General features: G+C 73.4%; 1 protein-coding gene. It reads right to left on the bottom strand.

Going from position 1 to position 2,052, the window contains the following annotated elements:
• Positions 1-32: 32 nt before the first annotated feature.
• On the bottom strand, positions 33-1,940 hold the full coding sequence (locus tag E1284_RS40365; protein ID WP_243715051.1) for a hypothetical protein: 1,908 nt from the start codon (positions 1,938-1,940) through the stop codon (positions 33-35).
• Positions 1,941-2,052: the final 112 nt, after the last annotated feature.

Here is a 2,052-nt window from a genome sequence, read left to right as displayed (position 1 = left end):
CCGCCTCACGTTCACGACGCCGCAGTAATCCTCTAAGTGGTTGACCCTTCACCGGCGCTTTCTCCCTCCTTCTTTTTTTTTTCGAGGGCCTCCTGCTGCTCCCGGAGGTACTCCTCGAACTCCATCGAGTGCGCGGTCGGCAGTGTGATGATGCCGGGGTTGGCGTCCACGAGGAGGGTGCGGCGGCCGGTGGCGCCCGAGTGGGTGAACACCATCGCGGTCGGCGGCAGCTCCTGCAGCTGCGGCGGCTCGATCAGCAGTTCGCGGAAGCGCTGCTTGCTGGTGCGGCGGTCGGCGACCGTTCTGCCCCAGGCCGTCGCGGAGCTGATGCCCTCCACCAGGACGGAGTCGTCGGCTGCGGGGGCGGGCAGCGGTGACCAGACCGGGTCGGTGAGGCCGTCGCCGCGGGGGCGGGCGAAGGCGACCGTGCTGGCGTAGGTCTCCCCCGCGACGTCGAACAGCGTCTCCCCCGCCGCGTCGGTGATCTCGGCGACGATGAGCGGCTGCCCGGCACCGATGTGCTCGGCGGCGACCCGCGCGTCTTCGGGGTTGCCGAGCCGCATGAACCCGACGGCGGCATGGCCCCGGCGGCCGAGGCGCTCCCGGACGTGCCCCGGGATCGACCGGTACATCAGCACCAGTCCGGTGCCGGTCGCTTCGCAGGCGTCGATGAGCCGGTCGAGGACGTCCCCGCGCAGCTTCTCGGCGCCGCAGAGGAAGAGGGTGTGGTCCCAGCGGCCGCCGGGCGGGGCCTCGCGGACGCGGTGGGTCAACGCGGTCGTGACGTACGTCCCGAGGATGCGGTTAGTCAGGACGCCGGCGCGGCGATCCATCGACACCACGTGCAGCCTGGACGGCGGCAGCCGCACCGGCTCCGTCGCGAGCTTCTCCAGCTTGCGGAGCTGCGCCTCCAGCGCCCACGCCCGCCGGACGACGATCCGGTCGGTGGCGTCCCGCCCGAAGAGTGTGGCAATGCGTTCGAGCTGCTCGTCGGTCAGCAGGCCCTTGCGGAGGTCGTCGCGCGGGTCGCCGACCTGCGCCAGGACGCGCAGCGCCGCCGTGATCCGCGGGATCGTCGCGTCCGGCCCGAGGACCTCGATGAGCCGCTCCAGGATGGAGTTGTCGAACGACAGGTCACGGGTGCCGCCCTCCTCTTCGCCGGCGCTGACGACGAGCGAGAGGACGTCCGCGAGCGCCTCGGGATTCAGGCCGCGGGTGACGTCCAACCGAGGGAGGTCGGCGGGCAGCACCCACACGAGCGGGTCGTCGCCCCGATCCGAGGCGAGACGCAGCAGGTCGTGCGCGACCGCGCCCTCCGACAGGTCGATGATGGTGAGCCGCGCGCCCACCGCCAGTCGTGCCGCGCCCATGGTCGTCACGGCCGCGGACCACCCCGCGAGCGTCCCGCCGACGACGTCCACCCGGTCGACTCCCGGCGGGACGGCGACCGGGTACCACTCGCGCTGGTCCTCGTAGGCGGCCTGCCGGCGCTCCCACTCGGCACGCGCCTTGGCGTACGCCTTCTCGGCGGCGTCCCGTTCCCGCCGCCGCTCGGCGCGCTGCCGCTCCTCCTCGTCCCGCTCCTGCGCGAGCCGGGCCCGGACGCCCCGCTCGTCCCGCCACAACCCGCCCCCGGTGAAGCCGAGGATGACCAGGCACGCCAGCAGCGCCACCCCGGCGAACGCCCACGGGACGACCCCCAGCAGCCCGCACACCAGGAACAGGACGGCGAACGCGACCGTGCCGCCGACCACGATCCGCAGCGGCCGGCCGGCCATGTGCTCCGCGGGCCGCCGCGCCGGCGTCGGCAGCGGCGCCCGTTCACGCTGCTCGGGCGGGGCCGGGGGCGGCCCCGGATCGGGGTGGACCTGCGCGTAGCGCCACCCCACATGGACGCGGTCCGCCTGTGTGAGCCGCGCCATCGCGGACCCGCCCGCCATGTCCGTCACGTCGAGAGACCCCTGGGAGTCGCGGGAGTATATGGAACGCCTCGGGGTTGCCGGTTCGGTTGCCTACACAGCCCAGGGTAAAGAGCTTCCCACCTCCCCGCCC

Source organism: Actinomadura bangladeshensis, assembly GCF_004348335.1.
In the GTDB taxonomy this organism is placed as follows: domain Bacteria; phylum Actinomycetota; class Actinomycetes; order Streptosporangiales; family Streptosporangiaceae; genus Spirillospora; species Spirillospora bangladeshensis.
The sequence above is the reverse complement of the archived record's forward strand: the minus strand, read 5'-3'. Positions and strand labels throughout refer to the sequence as shown.

What these genes read in the sequence shown, in the direction of transcription:
- E1284_RS40365 (WP_243715051.1), bottom strand. Translation starts at nt 1,940, where the DNA reads ATGGCGGGCGGGTCCGCGATGGCGCGGCTCACACAGGCGGACCGCGTC.